Genomic DNA, 22,803 nt, shown 5'->3' on the forward strand with positions numbered 1-22,803 from the left:
GATCTCATGTCAACTCAGCAAGCAAGCTCAGAACTTGTGGCGGATGCCGATGCGGAACGCAAGCTGATCGTCTTCGCCCAGACCCGACGTGCCGAAGTAGCTCGACGACGACGAACCGATCGACGCCTGATTCTCGACGCCGCGGTTCGAACCCGAAGCCTTCTGATAGATGCCGAGCACGTACACATCGGTGCGCTTGGAAAGCGCGTAGTCGACGCTCGCGTCGACCTGGTTCCAGTGGCCGCTCGAGTTGCCCGTCATGTTCAGGTACGAGTAGCCGAGGCCGGCCGACAGCGCCGACGTGAAGCTGTACTTGCCGCCGATATCGAACGCGTTGAGCTTGGAGCTCGCGCCGTTGATCGGCTCGAACAGCGTGTTGGTCCACAGGCCGAACACGGTCGCCGCGCCGAACGCGTAGTTCGCGCCGACGCCGAACGTGCGCAGATCCTTGCCGGCGTTCGCGGTGCCCATCGTCTGGATGTTCGCGACGGCCGTGCTGAACGCGGGCGTCGATGCCGCCGGATAGCGGATGTCGGTGTACGCCGCGCCGATGCCGAACGGACCCGCCTTGTAGTTCAGGCCGAAGCTGTACGCGCGCGACGAACCCGCCGTCGTGGTCGTGCCGACGGTCGTGTTGGGCGTGCCCGCGAACGCGCCTGCCTGGTTCGAGAAGCCGTACATCGCGCCGAACGTCACGCCGTAGAAGCTCGCGCTGCTGAACTTGACCGCGTTGTTGATGCGGCTCGACGTCAGCTGGTCGACGTCGTTCATGTGATACGCGTAGTTGCCCGCGAGCGTCTGGCCGCCGATCGAATAGTTGCTGCCGAGGTAATCGGTCGAGAACGAATATTGACGGCCGAAGGTCAGCGAGCCGACGTCGTTCTTCGCGAGACCGACGTATGCCTGACGGCCGAACAGCGCGCCGCCCTGGCCGAGCGTGCCGGTGCCGCTATTGAAGCCGTTCTCCAACGTGAAGATCGCCTTCAGGCCGCCACCCAGGTCTTCCGAACCCTTCAGGCCCCAACGGCTGCCTTGCGCGACGCCGTCGTCGTACTTGAAGAGCTTATCGCCCGCGCGCGTCGCGGTTTGCGTGCTGTTGTTCACGTAGCTGATGCCGGCGTCGATGATGCCGTAGAGCGTTACGCTGCTTTGCGCTTGCGCGGACGTGGCGGCGAGGGCGGCAAAGGTGGCGAGCGCGGCGGTCGCCAAGAGATTCTTCTTCAAAACAAGCTCCGTATGATGGTTCGCGGTGTGGTTGTTGACGGTGTCTGCAGTGCGTCGCGCTCTGATGGCGCGTGGCGTTCGACGGGCGCAAATGTAGCGGGCGCTAAAGAAAGAAATGTGACAGTGCTTTCAGCCGCCTTGCGGTGTGTCGCGCGTGCAACAGGGATGGCGAAATATCGGCGCTTGTGTATTCGGCGCGTCCGATGCGATGCTCTCGGTTCCGTCACCGCGAGCGAAAACATGGACGAGCAAGGAATCCGCGAACTGGAGGAGCGCCTGAAGAAGGCGATGCTGGCATCGGACGTGGACGCACTCGATGCGCTATTGGCCGACGACCTCAGTTTCGTCGATGCGACCGGCAAGGTCTGGACGAAGTCCGACGATCTCAACGGGCATCGTTACGGCATGCAGCGCATCGAGAAACTGGACGTCGAGGATCAGAGCGTGCGCGTGTACGGCGCGTTTGCCGTGACGGTCACGCGCGTGGCGCTTTCGGGAACGTTCGCGGGCGCGCCGTTCGCGGGCAGCTTGCGCTACACGCGAACGTGGGGTGACATTGGCGGCGCGTGGAAGATCGTCGCGGCGCAATGTTGTCTCGCGCCGTTCTGATCCGCCGCGAAACGCTTACGCCGACAGCAGCGAGCCCGTGCGATAGGCCTTCGCGCCCGCAATGCGCGCCACTTCCAGCCCGGCCGTCGCGAAGCGCGTGATATGCCGTGCGTACATCACGCCGGAGGTCGTGCACTTGAGCGTGGTGACGACATCGGTGAGCGGATCGACGATATCGGCGATCGGCTCGCCCGCTTCGATGAACGCGCCCACTTGCGCGCGAAACACGAGCACGCCCGACGCCGGCGCGACGATCGGCTCCGCGCCCGCGAGCGGCGTCGCCGGATACGCGAGCGGCGGCTGCTCGGGCACGGGCGCGTCGATCACGCCGCGGTGGATCAGATAGTTGACGATGGCCTGCGCGTCTTTATCCGCGAGTTCGTAGGACACGTCGTGCTGGCTGCGCAGTTCGACCGTCACCGAAATGCCGCCATTCGGAATCGGGAAGCGCTCGCCGTAACGCTGGCGCAAATCCGACCAGCAGAAGCTGTGGATTTCGTCGAACGGATTGCCGACCGAATTCAGCGCGAGCAACGACGCTCTTGCATCGAGATAGCGCGCGAGCGGCTCGACTTCGTCCCAGATGTCCGGATTGGTGTAGAGATGCAGCGCGGCGTCGAGATCGCAGTGCAGATCGAGCACGACATCGGCGTCGAAGGAAAGCTTTTGCAGCGCGAGGCGTTGCGATTCGAGCTCGGTGTGCGGCGTCTGCTCGTCGAGCGCTTCTTTCATCGCGGCGCGCACGGCGAGCTTGTTCGCGCCGGCGTCCTTGCCGAGGCGCGCTTCGATGCGCGGCGCGATCAGCGCGGCGAGATCGTGGAAATTGCGGTTGAAGTTGTGACCGCTGTTGGTCTCGAAGCGGCCCATCAGCGTGCCGTGCAAATGTTGCGACAGGCCGATCGGATTCGGCACCGGCACGATGACGACTTCGCCGCGCAGCTTGCCCGCCGCTTCGAATTCGGCGAGCTGGCGGCGCAGACGCCATGCGACGAGCATGCCGGGCAGTTCGTCCGCGTGCAGCGACGACTGGACGTAGATTTTCTGGCCGCCGCCGGGGCCGTAGTGAAAACTCGTGATGTTGCGGGAAGTGCCGAGCGTCGGCGAGATCAGGGAATGAGTTCTGGTTTGCATGTTGGTCGCGCGCAGGCGAGTGCGCGGTCTTGCCTCGGAAAAGTGCTCCGCGCCGCGGCGTCTCCTTCCGTCGGCGCTGTCTCGAACGTTCGATCTTAGCGGAAATCGGCCGCCGAAACCGCTGTCCGAAAAGCAAACGGGCTCCGCGCCCTTGAGCGCGGAGCCCGTTCGTCAGCCGGTGTGGCTTGTGGCGAGCGGCTTAGCTGCCGTACACGTCGAAGTCGAAGTACTTCTTTTCGAGCTTCTTGTAGGTGCCGTCCTTGATGATGTCGGCGATAGCCTTGTCGATCTTTGCCTTCAGATCGGTGTCTTCCTTGCGCAGACCGATGCCCGCGCCGTTGCCGAGCGTCTTCGGATCGTCGATGTTTTGACCGGCGAAGTCGTAGCCCGCGCCGCGCGGCGTCTTCAGGAAGCCGATTTCAGCCTGCACCGCGTCTTGCAGCGCGGCGTCCAGGCGGCCCGAGATCAGATCGGCATAGACCTGGTCCTGGTTCTGGTACGGCGTGACTGTCACGCCCTTCGGCGCCCAGTAGGTCTTGGCGTAGGTTTCCTGGATCGTGCCCTGTTCGACGCCCACGTTCTTGCCCTTCAGACTTTCGGCCGTCGGCAGGATGTTGCTGCCCTTTTTCGCGACGAGGCGCGTCGGCGTGTTGAAGAGCTTGCTCGAGAAGGCGATCTGCTCGGCGCGTTGCGGCGTCATCGACATCGAGGAAAGCACGCCGTCGAACTTCTTCGCCTTGAGCGCGGGAATCATGCCGTCGAAGTCGTTTTCCACCCACACGCACTTCGCCTTCAGGCGCGCGCAGATCTCATTGCCGAGATCGATGTCGAAACCGACCAGCTTGCCGTCGGAACCCTTCGACTCGAACGGGGGATAGCTTGCGTCGACGCCGAAACGGATCGTCGAATAGTCCTTCGCAAGCGCCGGCGTGACGGCGGTGAGCGACGTGGCGGCGAGAAGGGACATCGTCAGTGCCGCGAGCAGTTTCTTCACTGTTTTAACTCCAGAAGGTGGTCAGTTCAGCCCGGAAGGTCTCGTACCGGACGTCCGGCGCGTCGTTGGGCGCCAGAGCATGATATTCCGCGGATCGTGTCCGTTCAGAATCGGCAGAAGGTTACCAAGCCAAAATAGTTCGGGAGCTAGTAAAAGCCCGGATAGCGGGGCTTTAGAGCTTTTCTTCGTATCGGGGGCTGAGCGGGTGGTTCTTCCGGAACCCCGGCAGTCCGATGGCGATCGGTGTGACGCACGAGGCGACGGGATTCAGCTTCCAGCTCATGTTACCTACCCGGTTAAAATTCGTCCCTCGTCCGACCGCGCCGCGCCAGCGATGCCGCGCGGCGCACCCCGCCTCATGAGGAGACACCCCGATGGCAACACCCCGCAGCGCACACGCACAGGCGCTTCCCGTCACCGCCGGCAGCATTTCCGCCCGGCTCGATCGCCTGCCCGCCACGCGCTCCGTCTGGACGCTCATCGTCCTTTTGAGCCTCGGTTTCTTCTTCGAGCTCTACGATCTGCTGTATTCCGGATACGTCGCACCGGGTCTCGTCAAAAGCGGCATTCTCACGCCGACGACCAGCGGACTTTTCGGCATGACGGGCGTCGCGAGCTTTATCGCGTCGCTGTTCGCGGGGCTTTTCATCGGCACGATCGCCTGCGGATTTCTCGCCGACCGCTTCGGACGGCGCGCGATCTTCACGTATTCGCTGCTCTGGTACACCGGCGCCAACCTCGTCATGGCGTTCCAAGAGACGGCGACCGGCCTGAACATCTGGCGCTTCGTCGCGGGCGTGGGCATCGGGGTGGAACTGGTGACGATCGGCACGTATATCTCCGAACTCGCGCCGAAACACATCCGCGGGCGCGCGTTCGCGTGCGAGCAGGCGGTCGGTTTCATGGCGGTGCCGGTGGTCGCGTTTCTCGCCTATCTGCTCGTGCCGCGCGCGCCCTTCGGCATCGACGGCTGGCGCTGGGTCGTCATCATCGGCGCGCACGGGGCGCTCTTCGTCTGGTGGATTCGCCGCACGCTGCCCGAAAGCCCGCGCTGGCTCGCGCAGAAAGGACGCCTCGACGAAGCCGATCGCGTGATGCGCGCGCTCGAAGAGAAAGTCGCGCGCGAATACGGCAAGCCGCTGCCGCTGCCCGAACCCGCCGTCGAGACAGCGGAGCGGCGCGGCGCGTTCGCCGACATGTGGAAGCCGCCCTACGGCAAGCGCGCCGCGATGATGATCATCTTCAACATATTCCAGACCGTCGGTTTTTACGGCTTCGCCAACTGGGTGCCGACGCTGCTGGTCAAGCAGGGCATCACGGTGACGTCGAGCCTGATGTATTCGAGCATCATTGCGATCGCCGCGCCGGTCGGACCGATCATCGGGCTCGCCATTGCCGACAGGATCGAGCGCAAGACCGCGATCGTCGCGATGGCCGCGCTCAACATCGTCTGCGGGCTGGCCTTCAGCCAGTCGGGCAACCCGGCGTTTCTGATCGCGATGGGCGTCGGCCTCACGCTCTCCGCGAACATCATGTCGTACAGCTATCACGCGTATCAGACCGAACTCTTTCCGACGAGCATCCGCGCGCGCGCCGTCGGTTTCGTGTATTCGTGGAGCCGTTTCTCCGCGATTTTCACGTCGTTCATCATCGCGGGCGTGCTGAAGGGTTTCGGGACGACGGGCGTGTTCGTGTTCATCGCGTCGGCGATGCTGATCGTGATGGCCGCGATCGGTTTCATGGGCCCGCGAACGCGCGATCTCGCGCTGGAGAAAATCTCGCGATAGGCGAAAATGCGCGCATGATGCTGCGAGTCAGCGTCCTGTATGCCAAAATCCGCAGGACCTACCCATTCGGCGGCCAATATTCGAATATGTCCGACACGCTCAACCCGGTGGAAGCAGATCATGCGATGCGCAACTGGACGTACCGGTCGACGGGGAAGATTCCGATCGGTTCGGACCTGCACAAGCGCATGTTCTGCGAGATGTTGCTGACGACGCACAATCCGTACAAGCCGGCCGTCATCGACTGGCCGAAGCTCGATCCCGCGGCGTTGAAGCGCGTGACTTCGCTGCCGATCTGGGATATCGCGGTGCAGACGGAAGGGCGCGCGTCGATCCGCGTCGCGACCTACGCGGGCACCGTCGGCGATCCGCAATTGCGCGAAGCCTTGCGCATGAACGGCGGCGAGGAAGCGCGGCACAAGCTGGTGCTGTCGAAGCTCGTCGAGGCATATGGCATCGAGCTCGCGCCCGAACCGCCGTATCCCGCTCCCGACGATGCATTGCGCGCGTGGATGCTCACGGGTTACAGCGAGTGCATCGACAGTTTCTTCGCGTTCGGCCTATTCGAGGCGGCGCGACAATCGGGTTATTTTCCCGAGGAACTCGTCGAAACCTTCGAGCCGGTGATTCAGGAAGAGGCGCGGCACATCCTGTTTTTCGCGAACTGGGTCGCGTGGTATCGGCGGAGTCTGCCTTGGTATCGCAAGCCGTGGTTCCTGGTCAAGACCGCGAGCGTGTGGATTTCGCTGATTCGCGACCGCATCTCGCTCGCGCGCGGCTTCGACAAGAGCGGCGCGGCGCAGGATGCGAACTTTCCGGCGAATGTCGGCGATTCGGTCGCCGGCGATGTATCGGTTCGCTCGCTGATCGAACTGTGTCTGGCCGAAAATGATCGCCGCATGGGCGGTTACGACGCGCGCCTGCTGCGTCCGACGACCGTGCCGAAACTCGCGCGGCTCGCGCTGCGCTTCGTCAAGAAGTAGGTTTCTCGCGCGCGGCGCTCGCTTCGAAGCGCCGCGACGCTTCCTCGACGTCCTGCCGGAACTGCGCGAGCGCCGCCAGCTGCGCGTTCGGCGGCTGCAGCGCCGCCCACAATACTTCCACCAATTCGTTCGCCGTCGTCTCGATCTGAGTCTGACTCAGGCGGCGCTTCGCGAGCGTCGCGTCCCACAGGACGTGCTCCATCGGCCCGAAAACGAGCGAGCGCAACAGACGCAACGGCATGTCGGCGCGCACGTGGCCGAGCGCCTGGCCGCGCGCGAGCACGTCCATCAGCGGCGCGGTGTAGCGGCGTTGCAGCTCGGTCAGCGTGTCGGAGAGATCGTGCTGCTTCGTGCGGCCTTCCGACAGTACGAGCGCGCACAACCCGGTGCCGTTCATCAGCATCAGCCGCATGTGCGTTCTGACGATGAACGCGAACTGCTGCCGCACGGAGCCGTCGCGCGGGAGGCCGCTCTCGAACGCATCGATGATTTCGTCGTACCAATCCGCGATGACGCGCGCGCACAACTCGCGCTTGCCGCTGAAATAGCTGAACACCGTCGCTTCCGAAATGCCCGCGCGCTGCGCGATCTCGGCGCTCGTCGCGGCGTCGTAGCCTTTCTCGGCGAAGACGTCGCGCCCCGCCTGCAGGATGTCCTTCACGCGCTGCTGCGATTTGACGCCGGCGGGCGCGCGGCGGCCGGTGGCGGTGGTTTGCGTCGACATTGGCGGGAAACGTGGGGAAATAAATGTGAGCGTAGCTCAAAAATCTATTGACGGCTAGGCGATTTGAGCGTGAAATTGCCCCATTCCGTGGTTTGTGGTCCTGTGTGAGTGAGGCTCATATTTCAGGACGCACCGAAAACATCGCATCTGGAGGAGACGACCCATGAGCAACGTACCCGGCCTGAATTTCGCGTTGGGCGAAGACATCGACATGTTGCGCGACTCGCTCGCCAATTTCGCAGCGAAGGAAATCGCACCGCGCGCGGGCGAGATCGATCACAGCGATCAGTTCCCGATGGACCTCTGGAAGAAATTCGGCGATCTCGGCGTGCTCGGCATGACGGTCTCCGAGGAATACGGCGGCGCGAACATGGGCTATACGGCGCACATGGTCGCGATGGAAGAGATTTCGCGGGCGTCGGCGTCGGTCGGGTTGTCGTACGGCGCGCATTCGAATCTGTGCGTGAACCAGATTCATCGCAATGGCACCGAGGCGCAAAAGCGCAAGTATCTGCCGAAGCTCGTGTCCGGCGAGCATATCGGCGCACTGGCGATGAGCGAGCCGAACGCCGGTTCCGACGTCGTCAGCATGAAGCTGCGCGCCGAGGAAAAGGGCGATCACTACGTGCTCAACGGCACCAAGATGTGGATCACCAACGGGCCGGATTGCGACACGCTCGTCGTGTACGCGAAGACGGACATCGAAGCCGGTCCGCGCGGCATCACGGCGTTCATCGTCGAGAAGGGCATGAAAGGCTTTTCGGTTGCGCAGAAGCTCGACAAGCTCGGCATGCGCGGCTCGCATACCGGCGAACTCGTGTTCGAGAACGTCGAAGTGCCGAAGGAGAACATTCTCGGTCAACTGAACGGCGGCACGAAAGTGCTGATGAGCGGCCTCGACTACGAGCGCGCGGTGCTCGCGGGCGGGCCGACCGGCATCATGCTCGCGTGCATGGACGCGGTCGTGCCGTATATCCACGATCGCAAGCAGTTCGGTCAGGCGATCGGGGAATTCCAGCTCATTCAGGGGAAGGTCGCGGACATGTACTCGACGCTGCAAGCGTGCCGCGCGTATCTTTACGCCGTCGGCCGTCAGCTCGATACGCTCGGCTCGGACCACGTGCGGCAAGTGCGCAAGGACTGCGCGGGCGTCATTCTCTACACCGCCGAAAAAGCGACGTGGATGGCCGGCGAAGCGATTCAGGTGCTCGGGGGCAACGGCTACATCAACGAATATCCGGTCGGCCGTCTGTGGCGCGATGCGAAGCTCTATGAAATCGGCGCAGGCACGAGCGAAATCCGCCGCATGCTGATCGGCCGCGAACTGTTCGCCGAGACGGCTTGAGGCGCGCGTCATGACGATCATCGAATCGAAACTGAATCCGCGCGGCGAGGAATTCCGCACGAACGCGGCGGCGCTCGAAGCGCTCGTCGCGGACCTCAAAGAGAAGATCGCCAAGATCGCGGAAGGCGGCGGCGCGGCCGCGCGCGACAAGCACGTATCGCGCAACAAGCTGCTGCCGCGCGATCGCATCGCGCAACTGCTCGATCCGGGCACGCCGTTTCTCGAACTGTCGCAGCTCGCGGCGTACGGTATGTACAACGATGACGCGCCCGGCGCGGGCATCATCACCGGCATCGGGCGCATTGCGGGGCAGGAGTGCGTCGTCGTGTGCAACGACGCGACGGTCAAGGGCGGCACGTACTATCCCGTCACCGTGAAGAAGCATTTGCGCGCGCAGGAAATAGCGGAGCAGAACCGCCTGCCGTGCGTGTATCTCGTCGATTCGGGCGGCGCGAATCTGCCGAATCAGGACGACGTGTTTCCCGATCGCGATCACTTCGGCCGCATCTTCTACAACCAGGCGAACATGTCGGCGCAAGGCATCGCGCAGATCGCCGTGGTGATGGGCTCGTGCACGGCGGGCGGCGCGTACGTGCCCGCGATGAGCGATGAATCGATCATCGTCAAGAATCAAGGCACGATCTTTCTCGGCGGTCCGCCGTTGGTGAAAGCCGCGACGGGCGAAGAAGTCAGCGCCGAAGATCTCGGCGGCGGCGATGTCCATACGCGTCTGTCCGGCGTCGCCGATCATCTCGCGCAGAACGACGCGCATGCGCTCGGCATCGCGCGCAGCATCGTCGGCAATCTGAATCGCGTGAAGACGCCGACGCTCGCATTGAAAGAACCGCTGCCGCCGCGCTATGACCCGCAAAGCGTCTACGGCGTGATTCCCGTCGATACGCGCAAGCCTTTCGACGTGCGTGAAGTGATCGCGCGCATCGTCGACGATTCCGCTTTCGACGAATTCAAGGCGCGCTACGGCACGACGCTCGTCTGCGGTTTCGCGCATATCTGGGGGCATCCGGTCGGCATCGTCGCGAACAATGGCATTCTCTTCAGCGAATCCGCCTTGAAGGGCGCGCATTTCATCGAACTGTGCGCGCAACGCAAGATTCCGCTCGTGTTCCTGCAGAACATCACGGGCTTCATGGTCGGCCGCAAGTACGAGAACGAAGGCATCGCGCGCAACGGCGCCAAGATGGTGACGGCGGTCGCGACCGCCAAGGTGCCGAAGTTCACGGTGATCATCGGCGGCTCGTTCGGCGCGGGCAATTACGGCATGTGCGGCCGCGCGTATTCGCCGCGCTTTCTGTGGATGTGGCCGAACGCGCGCATCTCGGTGATGGGCGGCGAGCAGGCCGCGTCCGTGCTCGCGACGGTGCGGCGCGACGGCATCGAGAAGAAGGGCGGCACGTGGTCGAAGGAGGACGAGGAAGCGTTCAAGGCGCCGATCCGCGATCAATACGAAGTGCAAGGGCATCCGTATTACGCGAGCGCGCGTCTGTGGGACGACGGCGTGATCGATCCCGCGCAGACCCGCGACGTTCTGGGCCTCGGATTGGCCGCGACGATGAACGCACCTATCGAAGAAACACGCTTCGGCGTGTTCCGCATGTGACCTCGGGATGTAACGCCATGTTCAACAAAATACTCATAGCGAACCGCGGCGAGATCGCATGCCGCGTCGCGGCGACGGCGAAGCGCCTGAACGTCGGCAGCGTCGCGGTGTATTCGGACGCCGATGCCAAAGCGAAACACGTCGATGTCTGCGATGAAGCGGTGCATGTCGGCGGATCGGCGGCGTCGGAGAGTTATCTGCGCATCGAGCGCATCGTCGATGCAGCGAAGAAAACCGGCGCGCAAGCAATTCATCCGGGCTACGGATTTCTTTCGGAAAACGAAGCATTCGCGAACGCGTGCGAAAAAGCCGGACTCGTGTTCATCGGACCGCCCGTCGAGGCGATCAGCGCGATGGGTTCGAAAGCCGCCGCGAAAGCGCTGATGCAATCCGCATCGGTGCCGCTCGTGCCCGGCTATCACGGCGACGATCAGGATCCGTCGCTGCTTCAGCGCGAAGCGGATCGCATCGGTTATCCGGTGCTGCTGAAAGCGAGCGCGGGCGGCGGCGGCAAGGGCATGCGCGTCGTCGAGAGAAGCGAGGATTTCGCGGCGGCGCTCGCGTCGTGCAAGCGCGAGGCGGCGTCGAGCTTCGGCAACGATCGCGTGTTGATCGAGAAGTATCTGCTGCGTCCCCGTCACGTCGAAGTGCAGGTTTTCGCGGACAAGCACGGCAACGCGGTCTATCTATTCGATCGCGATTGCTCCGTGCAGCGGCGCCATCAGAAAGTATTGGAAGAAGCGCCCGCGCCCGGCCTCAACGACGAAACCCGTCGCGCGATGGGCGAAGCTGCGGTCGCGGCGGCGCGCGCCGTGAATTACGTCGGCGCGGGCACGGTCGAATTCATCATGACGCAGGACGGCCAGTTCTACTTCATGGAGATGAACACGCGCCTGCAGGTCGAGCATCCGGTGACAGAGATGGTTACGGGCCTCGATCTCGTCGAGTGGCAACTGCGCGTGGCGGCGGGCGAGCCGCTGCCGTTGAAGCAAAACGAGCTGAAGGTGCATGGCCACGCGATCGAGGCGCGCATCTATGCGGAGAATCCGTCGCGCGGCTTTCTGCCGTCGACGGGCACGCTCAAGCACGTGCGCATGCCGCACGCGGTTGAGTTTTCGATCGATGGCGACGTGCGCGTCGATAGCGGCGTGCGTCAGGGCGATGCCATCACGCCGTTCTACGATCCGATGATCGCGAAGCTGATCGTGCATGGGCGCGACCGTCGCGACGCGCTCGCCCGCATGGCGCGCGCGCTGGCGGAATGCGAGATCGTCGGCTTGTCGACGAACGTCGAGTTCCTGCAGCGCATCGTGAAGAGCGAGCCGTTCGCGTCGGCTGATCTCGATACGGGCCTGATCGAGCGTCATCACGATGCGCTCTTCGCGCCGACGCACGTCTCGCGCAAGAAGGGGCTCGCGCTCGCATGCGCCGCGCTGCTCACGCGCGAGGGCGGCGAGGCGCACGGACATTCGCCGTGGGATGCGCTGTCGCACTGGCGCATGGCGGGCGGCTACAGCCAGGATTTGAACTGGCGCGCGCTCGATACCGACGAAACGCTCAAGGTCGTGTTCACGAAGAACGGCGAGAAGCGCCTGCGTCTCGACGATGCCAGCGCGCGCTTCGACTGGTCGCATAGCGGCGAGACATCGTTCGCGGTGCAACTCGACGATGCGCTGATCAAAGGCCATGTCTTCACCGACGGCGACGTCTTCCACGTCTTCCACGAAGGCGCGGCGTTCCAGTTCGAATGGCAGAACCTGATGGCGCACGCGGGCGATGCCGAGCACGAAGGCCGTCTCACCGCGCCGATGCCCGGCAAGGTGATCGCGGTGCTCGTGGAAACGGGCGCATCCGTGACGAAGGGCGCGCCGCTGATGGTGATGGAAGCGATGAAGATGGAGCACACGATCGTGGCTCCGGCGACGGGCAAGATCGGCGAGATTCTGTTCGAGGTCGGCGATCAGGTCGCCGACGGCTCGCAATTGCTCGTGCTGGAAGTCGAGCAGGCCGCTAGCGCTTGACCTTGGCGGGCGCGCCGAGCAGCGTCTCTTCGCTCTCGGCGCGCACGAGAATTTCCACGCGGCGATTCAGTGCGCGCCCTTCACGGGTGTCGTTCGTCGCGATGGGCCGCAGATACGCCATGCCCTTCGTCGTGATGCGTTCGGCGGGCACGCCGCGCGCGATCAACGCCTGCGCGACGGCATCGGCGCGCGCCGCCGACAGTGCGCGGTTATAGGCGAGCGAGCCTTCGTTGTCGGTATGGCCTTCGATCAGCACGGGCCGCATGCTGCGCTTCAACACTTGCGCCGCGCGATCGAGCATCGGCGAATCGCTGCGGCGAAGCGTCGATTCATCGGTATCGAAGAGCGGCGTGTTCGGCAAGCGCATCTCCACGCCTCCCTTGACCGGCAACATCGTGATGCCGTATTGCGCGTTCAACCGGTCTTCCTTCGACCGATTGAGCCCGCTTGAACATCCGGCGAGCAGCGCGAGCGACACACATGCGCCCACCGTTGCGCGCGAAGCCATTGCCTTCATTGCATAGTCCTGCATCGAAATCGAGTCTCGATTATAGGGAGCGCGAAAGGTGCCTTCTGTAAATAACGTTGCCTGACAGCGCGCATCGAGTGGAATGATTCGTGCGTGATTACAATGCTGGCGAGCTTTCATGTTTCGCCGGTCATCGATCTCACGAACAGAGCCTCATCATCCATGCCGATCCAGCCGCGCAACGACCCGACCCCGGACTCATCCGAGCGCACGCGAAAGATGCAGCGCACCGCTTCCGCCGCGCTCTATGCCGTGCTCGTTCTGGTCGCGCTCTATACGGCGCGTACCTTCATTCCGGCGGTCGTCTGGGCGAGCGTGATCGCGATTGCGCTGTGGCCGGCTTTCGGCTGGCTCGAACGCCGGCCCATGTTCACACGGCATCACAACGTGCTTGCTGTCGGGCTGACCGCGGCCATCGGCCTGCTTTTCGTCGTGCCGTTTTTCATCGTCGCGGCGCAGACGGTGAGCGAAGCGCGCGACATGCTCCACTGGTTCCACGAAGTGCTGCGCACCGGCCTTCCGATGCCCGCGTTCATCGAGCATCTGCCGATGGGTTCGCAACAAGTCGCGCGCTGGTGGCAGGAGAATCTCGCGACGCCGCTCGAAGCATCGCCCGCAGTGAAGAACCTGCATAGCGCGACGGTCGTCGCGATGACGCGGCACTTCGGCGGGCGCGTCGTGCATGGTTTCGTCATCTTCGGCTTCATGCTGATGACGCTCTTCTTCGTGTTTCTCGCGGGTTCGAAGCTCGGCGAGCAACTGCTCGCGGGTTCGCGCCGCGCGTTCGGCCCGGATGGCGCCGCGATCGTTCGCCGGATGGCCGAATCGGTGCGCAGCACGGTCGTGGGGCTCGTGGTCGTCGGCTTGGGGGAGGGCGCGCTGCTCGGCGTCGCCTATGCGGTGACGGGCGTGCCGCATGCGACGCTGCTGGGCATGCTGACGGCCGTCGCGGCGATGCTGCCGTTCTGCGCGCCGATCGTCTTTCTCGGCTCGGCGCTATGGCTGCTCGCGCAAGGCTCGACCATCGCGGCGGCGTGCGTCGCCGTGTTCGGGCTGATCGTGGTGTTCGTGGCGGAGCACTTCGTGCGGCCGGTGCTGATCGGCGGATCGGCGCGGCTGCCGTTTCTGCTCGTGCTGTTCGGCATTCTCGGCGGCGCGGAGACGTTCGGGCTGATCGGCCTTTTCATCGGCCCGGCGCTGATGACGATTCTCGTCGTGCTGTGGACGGATTACGTCGACAACCGCAGTTAGCGCTTCAGCGCTTACTGCGGTGTCGCGAGGCAGCGCGACTGCATCCGTTCACCCGCGTTCCTGGACGCACACCCACGGCGACAGCACCACCGCCCACAGTTGCGGATCGCGCGCGGCGACATCGGCGGCGGTCTCGGCCTGCATGCGTTCGACGAGTCCCGCCGAAAGCCATTGCGTGACCTGCTGCTTGTCGTCGTTGGCGATGGCTTCCGCGACGCTTACGAGATCGAGATCGCCCTTCACCCAGATGAGCTTGCCTTGCGCGAAAAAGCGCTCCAGCTCGGACCAGCCGATCTGGGCGGTTTCGGCGAGAAGCTTGACGTAGAGCGGGCTGGGCGTGGGAGCGTCGGACATGGAAAGAGTGCGGAGAAAAACGAAAGGCGTCCGACACTATAGCGCAGTGCCGGACGCCCTCGTTTCGAACGACTGCTGCGAGAAACTTTACAGATCGAAGAAAACCGTCTCGTTCGGGCCGCGCAGATGGATGTCGAAGCGATAGATCGTGCCCGACGAACCCGGCTTGGCCGACGCGCCCGCTTCGCGCTTCGCGACAAGCGTATGACGGCGCTCCGCCGGCACGCTCTGCAGCACGGTGTCCTTCGCGTTGGCTTCGGTTTCGTCCTCGAAGTAGATGCGCGTGTAGGTGTGCAGCAGCATGCCGCGCATCAGCACGATGACATCGAGGTGCGGCGCGGAATCGTCGGCGGTTGCGCCCGGCTTCACCGTATCGAAGATGAAGCGCAGCTTCGGATCCGTGCCCGTGCCGCAGCGCGCGAAACCGCGAAAGCCCGACTCCCGCGCTTCCTGCGCGCTCTGCACGTAGCGGCCGTTCGCATCGGCTTGGGCGATTTCGATGAGCGCGTCGTTGACGGGCTTGCCTTCCGCGTCGAACACGTTGCCGACGACGGCGATATGCTCGCCCGGCACTTCACGATCCGCCGCCGATGCGGTGAAGAGGCTCTTCAGATCGAAGTTGTACTGCTCGGGAACGAGGCCGTAAGCGAAGTACGGTCCGACGGTCTGCGAAGGGGTCTGTTTCAGCGTGGTCATGTTCGGTTACTCCGTCGGCGTTTGGTCCGGGCCGCGCAGCACGATGTCGAATTCGTAGCCAAGCGCGTAGTTTTCCTGCGTCGTGTCGATCGAAAAGGCCGAAACCAGACGCTTGCGAGCGTGCTCGGGAATGCCTTGGTAGATCGGATCGAGATCGAGCAGCGGATCGCCGGGGAAATACATCTGCGTGACGAGGCGCGAGCCGAAATATTCGCCGAAGAGCGAGAAGTGGATGTGCTGCGGACGCCACGCGTTCGGGTGGTTGCCCCACGGATACGCGCCCGGCTTGATCGTCATGAAGCGATAGCGGCCTTCGTCGTCGGTCAGGCAGCGGCCCGCGCCGAGGAAGTTCGGATCGAGCGGCGCATCGTGCTGGTCCGCCTTGTGCACGTAGCGGCCGGCGGCGTTCGCCTGCCACACTTCCACGAGCGTGTTGCGCACCGGACGGCCGCCTTCGTCGAGCACACGGCCCGTCACGATGATCCGCTCGCCGAGCGGTTCGCCGTTTTTCGCGGCGTTACGGGTGAGGTCGTTGTCGAGCACGCCCAAGTCTTCAGCACCGTAGACCGGCACGCGGCGGTTGCGCAGATTTTCCTTCAGCGGAATGAGCGGCAAACCGGGGCTGCGCAGGACCGACGACCGGTAACCCGGCGACAGATACGCGGGATGGGATTCCCAGTCACGCGGTGTGAGGATGGGGGAGGTCATGTCGACTGTCTCCTGTATTTGTGGAAGTTGAATAGGATGTTTCTGACGGCTACTTTATAGAACGACACAAGTTATGGAAAATGATGTTTCGTGCCATCTTGCATAACGGATCGTCATGGATACCGATTTCACCAACACCCGCGTCAAGTTCCGGCATCTCCAGTGTTTTCTGGCCGTCACGCAACTCGGCAGCGTGCAGCGCGCCGCCGATAGTCTGTCGATCACGCAGCCCGCCGTTTCCAAAACGATCGGCGAGCTCGAATCCATTCTAGGCGTGCGGCTGTTCGAGCGTGGGCGGCGCGGCGCGGTGCCTACGCGCGAGGGCCGGCTCTTCGCGCCGCACGCGAGCGCGTGCGTGGCGTCGCTGCGCGAGGGCGTCGACATGCTTCTGCGGGAACGTGGCGACGTGCCGGGATCCATTTCGATAGGCGTTCTGCCGACGGTCGCGCCGGTGCTGCTTTCGCCCGCGCTGACATCGTTCCGGCAGCAGTGGCCGGCGGTGTCGCTGTCCGTCTGGACCGATTCCAACGCGCTCTTGCTGGAAAAGCTGAAGGCGGGCGACGTCGATCTCGTCGTCGGACGCTTGTCCGAGCCGGAAGCGATGCACGGGCTGTCCTTCGAGCAGATTTATCGCGAGCCGCTCGCGGTGGTCGTGCGCCGCGAGCATCCGCTGACGCTCGAAACGCCGCTCACGCCCGCGCTGCTCGCGCGCTTCGTGATCGTCGTGCCGCCTTTCGGCACGCTGATCCGTCAATCGGCGGAAAGCGTGCTGACCGCGTTCGGCGCGCACGCGCTGACGGCGCTCGTCGAAACGTTGTCGGTGTCGCTTGGGCGCGCGCTCGCGATGAACAACGACGCCGTGTGGTTCGTGCCGGCCGGCGCGGTCGAGCAGGACATCGGCCTCGGACTGCTCGCCGCGCTGCCGATGCCCTTCGCGGGCACCGACGAGCCCATCGGCCTGATCCGCCGCAACGACGCCGCGCGCACGCCGGTGGAAGAAGCGCTCGTCGACGCACTGCGCGACGCCGGCCGCTCGCGCGCCGGGAGCAAATGACCGCCGACGCCGGGCGGCGCGCAAGTTGCTGAAGCAGCATTTACCGCGCAGATTTGGCGCGAAAGAAATACTATGACAAAAAGCTGCAGATAAGCGGTGACGGCAACCATCGGCCTTGGCGGCAGTCACTACCGATGTTGCCGGCAGCCTTTGTCCTGCACCTCCCGCCGCACAAACGCGCCGCACTCGAACAAGTTCGCAAGATGAAGACTGTACTGCTCGTCGACGACGACCCCGCCACCATCGAAGCCTGGACCCTCTCTATGCAAGGCGAGGATTGCAATGTCTTATGCGCGTTCGACGGCAACAAGGCGTTATCGATACTCGGCGAACAGAGCGTGGACATCGTCGTATCGGACTGGATGATGCCGGGCTTGGGCGGCGCGCTGCTCTGCCAGACGATGAAGAACGACGCGTCGCTCGCGCACATTCCTTTCCTGATGATTTCGGGGCATCCGAACCCGCCGGCGTTCGTCAGCTACGACGGCTATTTGCGCAAGCCCGTCGACGTGGGGACGCTGATCGCCGCGGTGAACCGCTTGTGCGCCGCAAAGAAACGTCCGCCGTATTGAGCGCCGTCTAGCGCAACACGGCGAGCGCATCGTCCATTTGCGACTGCGCGAGGCGGTTCAATTCCTGCGGAATCTGGCAGTCGAGCGGCAGGCAGGGCGTGACGATCACGCGGATATGCCCGCCGCGATCCGGCCACCCTTTCGCCGGCCAGACCTTGCCCGCGTCGTGGACGACAGGTACGACCGGCACCTTCGTCGCGCACGCGAGACGCACGCCGCCCGACGCCAGCTTGAGCGGCGCATCGTGCGCGACGCGCGTGCCTTCCGGAAAGATCACGACGGAATCGCCCTTTTTCAGCCGCGCGGCGCATTCGCGCGTCACGGCCGTATGCGCCTGACGGATCGAGCCGCGGTCGAGGCTCACCATGTCGAGCCCGCGCAGCACCCAGCCGAAAAACGGAATGTTCATGAGTTCGTGCTTGAACACGAAGCTGATGCGTCGCGGAAAGAGCGCCATGAACGAAAGCGTTTCCCACGTCGATTCGTGACGCGACAGGATGATGCACGGCCCGTCGGGCAGATGCTCCAGACCTTCGATCGAGCACGTCACGCCGGTGATGACGCGCATCATCACGACCATCGCGCGGCACCAGAGCTTCGCGAGCCGGTAACGTCCGTTGCGGCCGACGAACGGAAAGAGCGGCAGGATCAGAACCGACCAGACGATGCCGCTGCCCAGCAGATAGGTTGCAAAAAGCCACTTGACGAGGGTGCGTCGCATCGGGATTCGTGAATGACAGTCGGATGAACGGCGGGAATCCGCAAGCATAGCGTATCGGGTGAAACGCCTTGGATCGGCGTTTCGCGTCATGCGGCGTCATCGAAGCGATGCAACAATGGACCCCGACGAAACACACAGCAAGGAAACAGCGCAATGGAAAATCAGACGCCGGTGCAGTTCGACGAAGGCATGCTCGACGTGGGCGACGGTCATTCGATCTACTGGCGCGCGCAGGGCCCGCGCGACGCGCCGGTGATGCTCGTCGTGCACGGCGGCCCCGGCGGCGCGATGAACGTCAAATGGGCCGAGGTGCTGGAGCAGGACAAATGGCGCGTCGTGTTCTTCGATCAGCGCGGCTGCGGCAAGTCCACGCCGTTCGGCAAGCTGGAAGCGAACGGCATCGATGCGCTCGTCGGCGATATGGAAAAGCTGCGCGTCGCGTTACAGATCGAGCAATGGGCGATTTTCGGCGGCTCGTGGGGCACGACGCTCGGGCTCGCGTATGGCGTCGCGCATCCCGAGCGCTGCACGGGCTTTCTGCTGCGCGGCATCTTCCTCGCGCGGCGCGAGGACATCGACTGGTTTCTATGGGACGTGCGGCGCGTGTTTCCGGAAGCGCATCGCGCGTTCCTCGATGCCATCGAGGCGGCGTGCGGCCAGCGTCCCGCGAACGGGCAGGACATTTTGCGGATGACCGAAGCGCCGCTCGCGCGCTTCGACGAAGCCGGCACGCGGCTCGCGCGCGCGTGGACGCAGTACGAGACGACGCTTTCCGTCGTCAACAAGCCCGAGAAGGAACCGGCCGAGGAAGAGAAACGTCCGAGCGCGGAAGCGAACGCGGCGGCGATCTCGATGGCGTTGCTCGAACGGCACTACATGGCGAACGAACTGCCGCCGATCCCGCTCTTGCCGCTCATCGCGCGAATTGCGCATCTGCCTTGCCGGATCGTGCATGGCCGCTTCGACATGGTGTGTCCGGCCGATCAGGCGCTCGACCTCGCGGCTCACTGGCCGGGCGCGGAACTGACCGTCGTGAATGCGGCGGGACACTGGACTTTCGAGCCCGGCAATGTCGCGGCGCTGCGCGCGGGCGCGGCGGCGCTCGCCGATGCGATCGCGCGGACGAAGCGCGCGACCGCCTGAGACGCTGAAGAGTCAGAGAATCGCGGGCGCCGCTTCGCTCAGGCGACGCCAGTCGAGATCGACGCCGATCACGACCGGCTTGGCGTTGCGCTGCGTCGCGATCGTCAGCGTCACACATAGCGACGTGCCCGTCACCGAGAGATACGGCGTGCTCGCGACGACCTGCTGCGGCTTCGCGTGCGCATCGACGAAATACGGACGATTGTCCCAGCGGCCCGTCGACGGATCGGCGATCGGCGCGAACCGCGCGGTCGGCGATCTCGCGGCCGCGCCCGCCAGGCCGGGCATGAACTCGCGGCCGCCCTGATCGAGGAAAAAGCAACTCAGCGTGCACGGCTGCGCGAGCAGGTCGGCGCAAGAGGCTTCGGCCGTCGCGCCCGACGCGAAACGCCGCGCCGCCTGCGTGAGTCCCGCGCGATAGGGCAGCAGAAGCAGATCGCCCGCGAGGCGCTCGGTGCGGCGCATCTGCGCGAGCGTGTCGAACACGTCTTCGAAAAGCGGCGTGACCGCGCCGCGCTCGGCGAGCCGCACCGACGGCATGCCGAGCAGATAGCCCTGGACGAAATCGACGTTCGAGCGCGCCGCCAGCATCAGATCCTTGTGCGTCTCGATGCCTTCGGCGACCACGAACATGCCCGACTCGTGCAGCAGATCGACGAGCTTCGGCAGCAACGCGTCGCGCATGTGAGCGCTTTTCGCCCGCACGAGACTGCGATCGAGCTTGACGATGTCCGGCCGCAGCGTCAGCAGCCGGTCGATGTTGGAATGCCCCGCACCGAAATCGTCGACCGCGACGAGAAAGCCTTGCGCGCGAAAGGAACGCGTCGCGCGCGCGATTTCCGCGACGTCCGTGCCGCCGGATTCGAGCACTTCGATCACCAGTTGCTCGGGCGCGAGACCGGATGCGCGCGTGGCCGCCGCGAGCCGCGCGGCATAGCCGGGATCGGTGAAGGTCGCCGGATTGATGTTGACGAAGAGCCAGTGCGCGGCGGGCAGCATCGGCGCCGCGTTGCGCAGATGCGTGAGATGGCTCATGCGGTCGAGCTCGGTCAGCTTGCCCGCGACGATCGCGCGCGCGAAGAGATCGAACGGTCCGACTAGCGCGCGGTCTTCGGCTTCGCCGCGCAACAGCGCCTCGTAGCCCACCTCGCGCTGGTGCGGCAGGCTGTAGATCGGTTGCAGATGCGTGCGCAGCGTGATGCCGTCGACGATCTCCGTATGTCCGGTCAGCACGTTCAGGGACGCTGTCGCGGCGGCCGCACGGCGGTGCCCGGAGACGGCATGCGGGAAGCGAGCGCCGGCGGACGAACGCACAAAGGAGCAGTCAGGTCGATGAACGGCACGGCAGTCACGCGTTTCGGTGGGGATGAGCGCAATATCGGCTGGTCGCGTGCAAACTTGAGCGCGATCCGTCCATGCGTCGAGCGGGCTTTGTCGTCTCCGGTTTGCCGCCGACGCCCGCGCGACCTATCTTTGTTGGTGCGATGCTACGATCCGCGTGCAACTTAAGCCGGGCCGTGCCCGTCGAAAGTCGCAACGAACCCCTTGAGAGAGATAGATGGCGCAACAGAAAACCAACCCCAAACTCGAGCAGGCGCTGACGCGCGGCGATCTCGCGATCCGCCAGGCCAACTCGGGCCGCGCCACCGCGGTGCTGCGCGCGCTCGGCAAGATGATCGTCGAGGCGTCGGCGACGATCGGCGTCGAGGCGCACGTCGTCATCCACGACGGCGACAAGATCTACGATCCGGCCGACGGCGTCTGGCCGCAGCAATTGCTCGTGTCGCTCGACGGTCCGGTCGAGGATAACGATCCGGACGAAATCCGCACCATCACGCTGCTCGCCGACACGCCCGCGACGATTTTCCGCTGCGAGTGGCAACGCGCCGACGGCAATATCGGGCGGCAGGAAGGCCGTCCGCTCGCGATGGTCGCGTTCATTACCGACGTGGATATCCCCTGGCTAGACGAAGAGGACTGATTTTTTAATTCGCTTCAGCGCGTTTCATACTGCCGACACGATTATGTCGTGATAGAGCGGGCGTCCTTTCGGAAGGGCGCCCGCTTTTTTTCGTCCTCCTCGATCGCCTTTCGGCAATCCCAAACTTTGCATATTTTTGGTTTCGCAGAATCTGCGAAGAAAAATGTAAGCAAACGTTACCGAACCCCTTTTATTAAATGTTTTCCAGCGTTTACGCGATGCTCCGCGACTGTTCGCCGAACGCTATTCTCCTGAATGCCTCTCGCGTTGGCCGGTGGCTGCTTACCCTCGTTCTTTCACCCTCATCGGGCGCGCATATACCTTCCTGGCATATGCATATTTCGGTTTGCGGCTGCGGCCGACGATTGGCTTTTTCGCCGATTAGAAGCTTTCTTCCACTGAATTAGCCCAAAAGTTGCTGAGAAACAGCGGCAAGCGCGCACCCCCTTTTTCGACTTCGTGAGAGGCTCGACCCGCCCGTGTAAGGAACCCTCCAATAAACGTCCTCAACACGCGGCACCTTTCCAATCGCCAAGAAAAAATGGGGTTTACAAATGGAACGTCTGAACCTTGCCAACAATGCCGCCGCTAACCAGACCGAATCGGCGGTACGCCCGACTCTCACGGTCGTCCCCGCGCTTCAGAAAACGGAGCGCATGCCGTTTACTATCCGTATCGTCGAAGACGATGGCGGACTGCAGAAAGCCGTGAGCATCAGACGTTCGGCCTACGGGCGGCATCTGCCCGAATTCGCCGAAAAGATGACGATCGAGCCGTCGGACCGCGATCGCGGCACGGCGGTGCTTCTCGCGGAATCGAAACTCGACGGCGCACCGCTCGGGACGATGCGTATTCAGACCAATGCGTACGGCCCGCTCGCCGTCGAGCAGTCGGTGCGTCTGCCGGATCATCTGGCGACGAGCCGCCTCGCGGAAGCGACGCGTCTCGGCGTCGCGGGCGGCATGGTGGGGCGGGTGGTGAAAGTGGCGCTGTGCAAGGCGCTCTGGATGTTCTGCGAACTGCACGGGATCGACTACATGGTGATCACGGCGCGCACGCCGCTGGATCGGGAGTATGAGGCGATGCTCTTCAAGGATGTTTTCGGCGTCAACGAATTCCTGCCGATGTCGCATGTCGGCGGGCTGCCGCATCGCGTGCTCGCGAAGGACGTCGCAGCGGCGCGCCAGCGCTGGGAAGAAGCCCGTCATCCGCTCTTCAATTACATGGTGAACACGCATCACCCGGACATCGATTTGCATTCTGTAGATTTATCTTTTGACTGGGAACCGGTACGATGCCCAGACGCTCCGTTGATGGCTTACGGCAGGTAAAAGAAACGGACGATCGTATTTAGGACG

At 63.9% G+C, this 22,803-nt stretch carries 22 protein-coding genes; 12 read left to right on the forward strand and 10 right to left on the reverse strand.

Annotation, left to right across the window (positions count from 1 at the left end; translation table 11 throughout):
• Window positions 1-27 precede the first annotated feature (27 nt).
• Window positions 28-1,224, reverse strand: a complete 1,197-nt coding sequence (locus NCS67_RS14970) for a porin (RefSeq protein ID WP_250435571.1) — start codon at window positions 1,222-1,224, stop codon at window positions 28-30.
• A gap of 240 nt (window positions 1,225-1,464) precedes the next feature.
• Between NCS67_RS14970 and NCS67_RS14975 the strand changes: the two genes are divergently transcribed.
• Window positions 1,465-1,833, forward strand: coding sequence for a nuclear transport factor 2 family protein (locus NCS67_RS14975; protein WP_175979141.1), 369 nt, complete (start codon window positions 1,465-1,467; stop codon window positions 1,831-1,833).
• Window positions 1,834-1,848: 15 nt separating this feature from the next.
• Here the strand turns inward: NCS67_RS14975 and NCS67_RS14980 are convergent, their stop codons facing one another.
• On the reverse strand, window positions 1,849-2,964 hold the full coding sequence (locus NCS67_RS14980; RefSeq protein ID WP_175979142.1) for a succinylglutamate desuccinylase/aspartoacylase family protein: 1,116 nt from the start codon (window positions 2,962-2,964) through the stop codon (window positions 1,849-1,851).
• A 199-nt stretch (window positions 2,965-3,163) separates the two neighbouring features.
• Entirely contained in the window at window positions 3,164-3,958 is a 795-nt protein-coding gene (locus tag NCS67_RS14985; protein ID WP_008353777.1) for an ABC transporter substrate-binding protein, read from the reverse strand.
• Between the two features lie 374 nt (window positions 3,959-4,332).
• Between NCS67_RS14985 and NCS67_RS14990 the strand changes: the two genes are divergently transcribed.
• Both NCS67_RS14990 and NCS67_RS14995 read left to right on the forward strand, forming a co-directional pair.
• On the forward strand, window positions 4,333-5,745 hold the full coding sequence (locus NCS67_RS14990) for an MFS transporter (RefSeq protein ID WP_250435572.1): 1,413 nt from the start codon (window positions 4,333-4,335) through the stop codon (window positions 5,743-5,745).
• Between the two features lie 86 nt (window positions 5,746-5,831).
• The gene (locus tag NCS67_RS14995; RefSeq protein ID WP_250435573.1) at window positions 5,832-6,728 is read left to right on the forward strand and encodes a ferritin-like domain-containing protein; all 897 of its coding nucleotides are present in this window, start codon (window positions 5,832-5,834) and stop codon (window positions 6,726-6,728) included.
• Here the strand turns inward: NCS67_RS14995 and NCS67_RS15000 are convergent.
• Window positions 6,718-7,452, reverse strand: a complete 735-nt coding sequence (locus tag NCS67_RS15000) for a TetR/AcrR family transcriptional regulator (protein WP_008353774.1) — start codon at window positions 7,450-7,452, stop codon at window positions 6,718-6,720. The two genes, NCS67_RS14995 and NCS67_RS15000, sit on opposite strands and share 11 nt — an antisense overlap.
• 163 nt (window positions 7,453-7,615) lie before the next feature.
• On the opposite strand from NCS67_RS15000, the gene NCS67_RS15005 reads away from it, so the two are divergent.
• Genes NCS67_RS15005 through NCS67_RS15015 form a run of 3 tightly spaced genes read left to right on the forward strand, consistent with a single transcriptional unit; the run spans window position 7,616 to window position 12,436 of the window.
• A complete protein-coding gene (locus NCS67_RS15005) occupies window positions 7,616-8,797 on the forward strand; it encodes an isovaleryl-CoA dehydrogenase (protein ID WP_062603797.1) in 1,182 nt (393 codons plus the stop codon).
• A gap of 10 nt (window positions 8,798-8,807) precedes the next feature.
• The gene (locus tag NCS67_RS15010; RefSeq protein WP_175979144.1) at window positions 8,808-10,415 is read left to right on the forward strand and encodes a carboxyl transferase domain-containing protein; all 1,608 of its coding nucleotides are present in this window, start codon (window positions 8,808-8,810) and stop codon (window positions 10,413-10,415) included.
• A 17-nt stretch (window positions 10,416-10,432) separates the two neighbouring features.
• The gene (locus NCS67_RS15015; RefSeq protein WP_008353769.1) at window positions 10,433-12,436 is read left to right on the forward strand and encodes an acetyl/propionyl/methylcrotonyl-CoA carboxylase subunit alpha; all 2,004 of its coding nucleotides are present in this window, start codon (window positions 10,433-10,435) and stop codon (window positions 12,434-12,436) included.
• On the opposite strand, the gene NCS67_RS15020 is transcribed toward NCS67_RS15015, so the two are convergent.
• Entirely contained in the window at window positions 12,426-12,953 is a 528-nt protein-coding gene (locus tag NCS67_RS15020) for an OmpA family protein (RefSeq protein ID WP_167561848.1), read from the reverse strand. The genes NCS67_RS15015 and NCS67_RS15020 overlap by 11 nt on opposite strands.
• A 174-nt stretch (window positions 12,954-13,127) precedes the next feature.
• On the opposite strand from NCS67_RS15020, the gene NCS67_RS15025 reads away from it, so the two are divergent.
• A complete protein-coding gene (locus tag NCS67_RS15025; RefSeq protein WP_250435575.1) occupies window positions 13,128-14,216 on the forward strand; it encodes an AI-2E family transporter in 1,089 nt (362 codons plus the stop codon).
• 48 nt (window positions 14,217-14,264) lie between these two features.
• Here the strand turns inward: NCS67_RS15025 and NCS67_RS15030 are convergent, their stop codons facing one another.
• The 3 genes from NCS67_RS15030 to pcaH all read right to left on the reverse strand — a co-directional run bounded on the left by NCS67_RS15030 (window position 14,265) and on the right by pcaH (window position 15,974).
• Window positions 14,265-14,570 (reverse strand): DUF2288 domain-containing protein, encoded by a 306-nt coding sequence (locus NCS67_RS15030; protein WP_008353766.1) that lies wholly within the window; start codon window positions 14,568-14,570, stop codon window positions 14,265-14,267.
• Window positions 14,571-14,657: 87 nt separating this feature from the next.
• The gene (gene pcaG, locus NCS67_RS15035) at window positions 14,658-15,266 is read right to left on the reverse strand and encodes a protocatechuate 3,4-dioxygenase subunit alpha (protein WP_008353765.1); all 609 of its coding nucleotides are present in this window, start codon (window positions 15,264-15,266) and stop codon (window positions 14,658-14,660) included.
• 6 nt (window positions 15,267-15,272) lie between these two features.
• Window positions 15,273-15,974, reverse strand: coding sequence for a protocatechuate 3,4-dioxygenase subunit beta (pcaH, locus tag NCS67_RS15040; protein WP_033536333.1), 702 nt, complete (start codon window positions 15,972-15,974; stop codon window positions 15,273-15,275).
• Between the two features lie 115 nt (window positions 15,975-16,089).
• On the opposite strand from pcaH, the gene pcaQ reads away from it, so the two are divergent.
• Both pcaQ and NCS67_RS15050 read left to right on the forward strand, forming a co-directional pair.
• Window positions 16,090-17,028 carry a pca operon transcription factor PcaQ gene (gene pcaQ / locus NCS67_RS15045; RefSeq protein WP_034471860.1) on the forward strand — a complete coding sequence of 313 codons (939 nt, stop codon included), beginning with the start codon at window positions 16,090-16,092 and terminating at the stop codon, window positions 17,026-17,028.
• Between the two features lie 53 nt (window positions 17,029-17,081).
• Window positions 17,082-17,600 carry a response regulator transcription factor gene (locus NCS67_RS15050; protein ID WP_235366236.1) on the forward strand — a complete coding sequence of 173 codons (519 nt, stop codon included), beginning with the start codon at window positions 17,082-17,084 and terminating at the stop codon, window positions 17,598-17,600.
• 7 nt (window positions 17,601-17,607) lie between these two features.
• Here NCS67_RS15050 and NCS67_RS15055 read toward each other — a convergent pair whose 3' ends face one another.
• The gene (locus NCS67_RS15055) at window positions 17,608-18,321 is read right to left on the reverse strand and encodes a lysophospholipid acyltransferase family protein (protein ID WP_250435576.1); all 714 of its coding nucleotides are present in this window, start codon (window positions 18,319-18,321) and stop codon (window positions 17,608-17,610) included.
• Window positions 18,322-18,474: 153 nt separating this feature from the next.
• Here NCS67_RS15055 and pip point away from each other — a divergent pair, with 153 nt between their 5' ends.
• On the forward strand, window positions 18,475-19,464 hold the full coding sequence (pip, locus tag NCS67_RS15060) for a prolyl aminopeptidase (protein WP_008353760.1): 990 nt from the start codon (window positions 18,475-18,477) through the stop codon (window positions 19,462-19,464).
• Between the two features lie 12 nt (window positions 19,465-19,476).
• Here the strand turns inward: pip and NCS67_RS15065 are convergent, their stop codons facing one another.
• Window positions 19,477-20,697, reverse strand: coding sequence for an EAL domain-containing protein (locus tag NCS67_RS15065; RefSeq protein ID WP_144403698.1), 1,221 nt, complete (start codon window positions 20,695-20,697; stop codon window positions 19,477-19,479).
• A 325-nt stretch (window positions 20,698-21,022) separates the two neighbouring features.
• Here NCS67_RS15065 and NCS67_RS15070 point away from each other — a divergent pair, with 325 nt between their 5' ends.
• A complete protein-coding gene (locus NCS67_RS15070; RefSeq protein ID WP_008353757.1) occupies window positions 21,023-21,445 on the forward strand; it encodes a hypothetical protein in 423 nt (140 codons plus the stop codon).
• Window positions 21,446-21,999: 554 nt separating this feature from the next.
• Window positions 22,000-22,776 (forward strand): N-acyl amino acid synthase FeeM domain-containing protein, encoded by a 777-nt coding sequence (locus tag NCS67_RS15075; RefSeq protein WP_175979147.1) that lies wholly within the window; start codon window positions 22,000-22,002, stop codon window positions 22,774-22,776.
• Window positions 22,777-22,803 lie beyond the last annotated feature (27 nt).

This window comes from Caballeronia sp. ATUFL_F2_KS9A (genome assembly GCF_023630765.1).
GTDB lineage: Bacteria > Pseudomonadota > Gammaproteobacteria > Burkholderiales > Burkholderiaceae > Caballeronia > Caballeronia zhejiangensis.

Bases quoted from the DNA above. Each gene is read 5' to 3' on its own strand.
- NCS67_RS15005 (WP_062603797.1), top strand. From the start codon at position 7,616: ATGAGCAACGTACCCGGCCTGAATTTCGCGTTGGGCGAAGACATCGAC.
- NCS67_RS14980 (WP_175979142.1), bottom strand. From the start codon at position 2,964: ATGCAAACCAGAACTCATTCCCTGATCTCGCCGACGCTCGGCACTTCC.
- pcaQ (WP_034471860.1), top strand. From the start codon at position 16,090: ATGGATACCGATTTCACCAACACCCGCGTCAAGTTCCGGCATCTCCAG.
- NCS67_RS14990 (WP_250435572.1), top strand. From the start codon at position 4,333: ATGGCAACACCCCGCAGCGCACACGCACAGGCGCTTCCCGTCACCGCC.
- NCS67_RS15020 (WP_167561848.1), bottom strand. From the start codon at position 12,953: ATGAAGGCAATGGCTTCGCGCGCAACGGTGGGCGCATGTGTGTCGCTC.
- NCS67_RS14975 (WP_175979141.1), top strand. From the start codon at position 1,465: ATGGACGAGCAAGGAATCCGCGAACTGGAGGAGCGCCTGAAGAAGGCG.
- NCS67_RS15000 (WP_008353774.1), bottom strand. From the start codon at position 7,452: ATGTCGACGCAAACCACCGCCACCGGCCGCCGCGCGCCCGCCGGCGTC.
- NCS67_RS15030 (WP_008353766.1), bottom strand. From the start codon at position 14,570: ATGTCCGACGCTCCCACGCCCAGCCCGCTCTACGTCAAGCTTCTCGCC.
- pip (WP_008353760.1), top strand. From the start codon at position 18,475: ATGGAAAATCAGACGCCGGTGCAGTTCGACGAAGGCATGCTCGACGTG.
- pcaG (WP_008353765.1), bottom strand. From the start codon at position 15,266: ATGACCACGCTGAAACAGACCCCTTCGCAGACCGTCGGACCGTACTTC.
- NCS67_RS15015 (WP_008353769.1), top strand. From the start codon at position 10,433: ATGTTCAACAAAATACTCATAGCGAACCGCGGCGAGATCGCATGCCGC.
- NCS67_RS15075 (WP_175979147.1), top strand. From the start codon at position 22,000: ATGGAACGTCTGAACCTTGCCAACAATGCCGCCGCTAACCAGACCGAA.
- NCS67_RS14995 (WP_250435573.1), top strand. From the start codon at position 5,832: ATGTCCGACACGCTCAACCCGGTGGAAGCAGATCATGCGATGCGCAAC.
- NCS67_RS15055 (WP_250435576.1), bottom strand. From the start codon at position 18,321: ATGCGACGCACCCTCGTCAAGTGGCTTTTTGCAACCTATCTGCTGGGC.
- NCS67_RS15010 (WP_175979144.1), top strand. From the start codon at position 8,808: ATGACGATCATCGAATCGAAACTGAATCCGCGCGGCGAGGAATTCCGC.
- pcaH (WP_033536333.1), bottom strand. From the start codon at position 15,974: ATGACCTCCCCCATCCTCACACCGCGTGACTGGGAATCCCATCCCGCG.
- NCS67_RS15025 (WP_250435575.1), top strand. From the start codon at position 13,128: ATGCCGATCCAGCCGCGCAACGACCCGACCCCGGACTCATCCGAGCGC.
- NCS67_RS15070 (WP_008353757.1), top strand. From the start codon at position 21,023: ATGGCGCAACAGAAAACCAACCCCAAACTCGAGCAGGCGCTGACGCGC.